6 protein-coding genes are annotated in these 5041 nt (G+C 34.1%); 5 read left to right on the top strand and 1 reads right to left on the bottom strand.

Annotated features, from left to right (window positions below; genetic code table 11):
- Positions 1–288: 288 nt before the first annotated feature.
- Entirely contained in the window at positions 289–1089 is an 801-nt protein-coding gene (locus ACTJJ9_RS25940; protein WP_145585344.1) for an NAD kinase, read from the bottom strand.
- Positions 1090–1239: 150 nt separating this feature from the next.
- On the opposite strand from ACTJJ9_RS25940, the gene sppA reads away from it, so the two are divergent.
- The 5 genes from sppA to tpx all read left to right on the top strand — a co-directional run bounded on the left by sppA (position 1240) and on the right by tpx (position 4895).
- Positions 1240–2247 carry a signal peptide peptidase SppA gene (gene sppA / locus ACTJJ9_RS25945; protein WP_145585342.1) on the top strand — a complete coding sequence of 336 codons (1008 nt, stop codon included), beginning with the start codon at positions 1240–1242 and terminating at the stop codon, positions 2245–2247.
- A 12-nt stretch (positions 2248–2259) separates the two neighbouring features.
- Positions 2260–2814 carry an RDD family protein gene (locus ACTJJ9_RS25950; protein WP_145585340.1) on the top strand — a complete coding sequence of 185 codons (555 nt, stop codon included), beginning with the start codon at positions 2260–2262 and terminating at the stop codon, positions 2812–2814.
- 116 nt (positions 2815–2930) lie between these two features.
- Entirely contained in the window at positions 2931–3617 is a 687-nt protein-coding gene (locus ACTJJ9_RS25955) for a DUF2953 domain-containing protein (RefSeq protein ID WP_145585338.1), read from the top strand.
- A gap of 74 nt (positions 3618–3691) precedes the next feature.
- Positions 3692–4153, top strand: a complete 462-nt coding sequence (ytfJ, locus tag ACTJJ9_RS25960) for a GerW family sporulation protein (RefSeq protein WP_095302874.1) — start codon at positions 3692–3694, stop codon at positions 4151–4153.
- Positions 4154–4394: 241 nt separating this feature from the next.
- Positions 4395–4895, top strand: a complete 501-nt coding sequence (gene tpx / locus ACTJJ9_RS25965; protein ID WP_095302873.1) for a thiol peroxidase — start codon at positions 4395–4397, stop codon at positions 4893–4895.
- Positions 4896–5041 lie beyond the last annotated feature (146 nt).

Here is a 5041-nt window from a genome sequence, read left to right on the forward strand (position 1 = left end):
AATTTTAACAGAAAGTGTCCTTTTTTAAATGCAAAAATTAAAGCCGATGACATTTTACTTTCGTAAAATGCCACCGGCTTTTTCATTTGAAAAGGTAGGGTTTTGTCCCAGCCCCTTTTGCATATAATTTAACTTCGTATGACTACTTTTTATCAAACGCCAAGGCTGCTTTCTGACCGAAAGCAAACACTGCAAGGAGGAAATAAACAACAAGATTAACAGCACCTAAATAAAAACAAAGAGACTAAATTAGTCTCTTTGAGATATGAATTATGTAATCTTAAACTTTTATAAAAAGGTTCTTTTTACCTTTTCCCAATAGGAATTGTCTTTTAATTTTACTGTTTTTATCGGTGAATCACTTAGTTTATATTCTAATTTTTTTACGTGACGGATGCTTAACGCTTCATTATCCATGCCGATAATTGGGTAATCATTCCCATCTTGAACAATCTTTAATGTTAAATTTCGGTTATCACTTAAAATAAACGAGGAACCAAGAGTGCGGTACAAATTATTATTCAAACTAGCAAGCTCACTTACTTGAATACAACGTAACATCGGGTCGACAACAGCACCGTTTACTGATTTATTATAGGCTGTACTTCCGGTTGGAGTAGCAATTAACATGCCATCACCTCGAAATGTCTCAAAATGTAACTCATCAATAAAAACATCAATAACAAATGTTTTAATAATACTTGAACGAATTGAACATTCGTTTAAACATTTAAAAGATGTCGTATCATCAACTTTTACTTCAAGAACAGGGTAGCGTCTTACTTCAATTTGAGACTCTTTAATAGCTTGTATCATTTTATCACGATCATCAAGATGGAAATCACAATATAAGCTTAATGTTTCATCAATACCAATTCCTACATAGAGACAATCTGAGCGGAAATTTGTTTTACGTACAGCTTGAAGAAAAGCACCATCTCCTCCAATGCTGACAATAATATTTGCTACTGTATGATCTTCTACTATTCGAAAATCATTTTCCTTTGCTAACTCAATGATAGAATTGACCTTTTCTAAGAGAACATCCTCTTTTTTGTAGAAAAAATATACATTACGACGATCTGACATGACCTAAAACCTCCTCATAATTGGGTGATTTCTCCACTTTTGTTAATGAAAATGATACAATACTATATGTTGTTTAGTTTACCACTTTTATCTAATAAAATGATCACTAGCAATGGAAAATAATAATTTGATAAAGGAGGAGATGAAAGTATGAATGGTAAAAGATGGGGAGCAATTGGGATTGCGGCAGGATTGTTCGTCTTTTCAATTATTATTAGCACTACCTTTACATTCTTAAATCAGAGTGAAATGTTTTCAGAAGCATTTGCTGCTGCAAACGCTGAGTTTTCAGAGGAGGTTATTGAGGAGGGGACGAGCCTTGATAAAATTTTAGTTTTAAACGTTAATGGAGTTATCCAGGATACAGGTGAGGACGTGACTTCCTTTTTTAGCTCACCAGGCTATAACCATCAAACGTTTCTCGATATGATAGAGGCTGCAGGTGAGGATAATCACATAAAAGGTGTAATTCTTAGAGTAAATTCACCTGGTGGCGGTGTTGTTGAAAGTGCTGAAATACATAAGAAATTAATTGAATTAAAGGAAAAAAGTAAGAAACCGATATATGTGTCAATGGGGACGCAAGCTGCATCAGGAGGCTATTATATTTCAACTGCAGCAGACAAAATTTTTGCTGCTCCTGATACGTTAACAGGCTCATTAGGAGTAATCATGCAGTCAGTTAATTATGGAGAACTAGCAGAAAAATTTGGTGTAAAGGTTGAAACGATTAAAAGCGGTCCATATAAAGATATTTTTTCCCCGACACGGGAAATGACAGAGGAAGAGAGAAAAATTCTACAAGCAATGGTTGATAATGCGTATCAAGGATTTGTTAATGTAATAGCAGAGGGTCGTTCGTTATCAGAGGAAGATGTTCGCAAAATTGCAGATGGCCGAATTTACGATGGTAGACAAGCTAAGGAAAATAATTTAATTGATGAACTTGGATATTTTGATGATACTGTTGCGGCAATGAAAAAGGACTTGAAAATAGAAAATGCACAGGTCATTGAATATGGTTCATCCTTAGGTTTAGATTCTTTATTATCGATGAGTGTTGGGAAAGTTTTTAATGGCGATAAGGAGATTGAAAATCTTTATCAATTCATGTCCAATTCAAACTCTCCGAGACTAATGTATTTATATTCTGAATAAGGAGGGATGATGATGGATGTAACTATAAAAAATCATGAAAGTAGCAACCATTTGAATCTACAGGTAGACAAGAAGCATATTTCAGATTATCAACATCTTCTAGCTGGATTTTGGATTCGATTTTGGGCATACATTATTGATTTAATTGTTATCGGTAGTATTAATCGAATGATTGTTAATCCGTTATTTAATCTGTTGGGCTGGGATGGGAAATGGTTTGTTTTTTCACCAATGTCAATTGCAGCATCTCTTATCTTTTTTGCCTATTTTGTACTTATGACAAAGTATTTTCAACAAACTTTAGGTAAAATGATATTTGGAATTAAAGTTGTTTCAACAAAGACGAATACGTTAGATTGGGGTACAATTTTATTTCGTGAATTGATTGGCCGATATATTTCAAAGACAATTTGGATACTTTATTTAGTCGTTGCATTTACACCGAAAAAACAAGGTCTGCATGATATTTTTGCGGATACTCAGGTTTTTCATGAAAAATTGTATACAAAACATTTGCGTAATCTGAATGAGAGAAAAAATTTATTGGAAGATACTCAGGAAAGGTAACAAAAGAAATAAACAAAAAGTCTACTGTTTTATAAAGTAGGCTTTTTTTCATGGCATAAAAAGGTTTATTTTTTAATTCGGAGGTGATAATGGAAATTTGAAGGGAAGTGAAAAAGATGCATTGGATTTTTTATTTATTATTACTATTTCTTTTCCTCATAATTCTCATTCTTTGTACAAAGTTAACAATAACAGTAGATATACAACATGTAGAAGACAATAATCATTTTAAAATTAAGCTGCGTGCTTGGTTTGGCTTAATAAGATATACGATTGAGATTCCCCTTGTGAAATTAGATGATGGTGCTAATCTGGTCGTTAAACAAAAGCAAAAGATTGGGAAGGAAAAGAACAATGATTCAGTTGCAAAGGGAACCGAAAAGGTAACGCCAGAGGAATCATTACATTTCATGCAGGATATTAGAGAAATAACCCAACATATTGTTGGGTTACACGGTATTATTCGCTCCTTTTTAAAGAAAGTAAAGGTGATAAAGCTTGAATGGCATTCACAGTTAGGTGTAGGTGACGCAGCACATACCGGTATCATAACTGGTGCAGCCTGGGGAATTAAAGGTGGAGTGATTAGCTTGATTGGGAAATATATGAAGGTGAAAACCAACCCATATGTGACGATTACACCAGAATTCAATCAAGTATGCTCTCGCATGAAACTTGAATGTATGTTTCAATTTCGGATCGGGCAAGCTATTTACGCGGGTATACAGTTCATAAAATATTGGAAAGGCGGAAGACCAAAGCTTAAAAGCAAACAATTTTCAACATATACAAATCAATCATAAGTATTTGGTCTAATTGATTCCAACAATTATGAACAATGACAGGTTTTTTAGATAACTAAAGGAGGCTATACTACATGAGTGATCATCCAATCCAAGGCCTAATGAAAACTGCCATGGAAAACTTAAAACAAATGATTGATGTCAATACAATCGTTGGTGACCCAGTTGAAACACCTGATGGAAGTGTAATATTAACCGTTTCAAAGGTTGGTTTCGGTTTCGCAGCAGGTGGAAGTGAATTTAATGCATCGAATGGTGATAGTGGCGGTGAAGGAAGTTCACCAAAGCTACCATTTGGAGGCGGAAGCGGTGGAGGAGTCTCAATAACACCGATAGCCTTTTTAATTGTTTCTTCTACTGGGGTAAAAATGTTACATTTAGATGAAAGTACACATCTATATGAAAAAATACTTGAGGCGGCCCCTCAAACCGTTGAGAAAATTCAAGGAATGTTTAAAAAGAATAAAGACAATAAATCTTCTGGTGATCAAGCTAATCAAAATCAAAATCAGAAGAAAGAAGATTTAGAATTTTAACTGCCCCTAAGGCAGTTATTTTTTTGATGGTTTATGCTATATCATTTAATGCTGTTTAATAGATGGAACGCTTATTTGCTGAACTAGCTGTTCTATTAGATTTGTTGTTAAAAGAATTTCATTTTTAGTAATTGGCAAATTGGTTGAAGGATGAAATAATAGAAAAGTAAACATAATATTTGATCATTGATAAAACCTAGGCTATATTTACACTGTACATAATTAAAAGGAGGAATTTGGAATGGCTTCAATTACATTTAAAAACAGCCCTGTTACTTTATTAGGAAATGAAGTGAAAGTGGGGGATACTGCACCTGATTTTACCGTTCTATCAAATGACTTAGCACCAGTTACTTTAGCGGATACGAAGGGCAAGGTACGCTTGATTTCTGTTGTACCTTCAATTGATACCGGAGTATGTGATGCACAAACTCGTCGTTTTAATGAAGAAGGATCAAAATTAGAGAATGTAGAAATTTTAACAATTAGTGTAGATCTTCCATTTGCTCAAAAAAGATGGTGTGCTTCAAACGGATTAGAAAATGTACAAACACTTTCGGACCATCGCGATCTTTCATTCGGTGAGGCTTATGGCGTTCACATTAAGGAATTACGCTTATTAGCACGTGCTGTTTTTGTTGTAGATGCAAATGATAAAGTAACATATGTAGAGTATGTAAGTGAGGCAACAAATCATCCAAATTACGAAGCTGCTCTTGAAGCTGCTAAAGCTGCACAATAATAAATAATTTGTGAAAAAGACTGCCGTTTATGGGAGGCCACTGAAAAACTTACGTTTTTTAATTTTATTTCAAGATCGTAAACGAAAAAGGCGACTATCCGTTCATTTTTTGGACGGATAGTCGCCTTTCTTTATAGACTTTTTCA

This window comes from Metabacillus sp. 22489, assembly GCF_052044855.1.
GTDB classification, from domain to species: Bacteria; Bacillota; Bacilli; order Bacillales; family Bacillaceae; genus Metabacillus; species Metabacillus niabensis.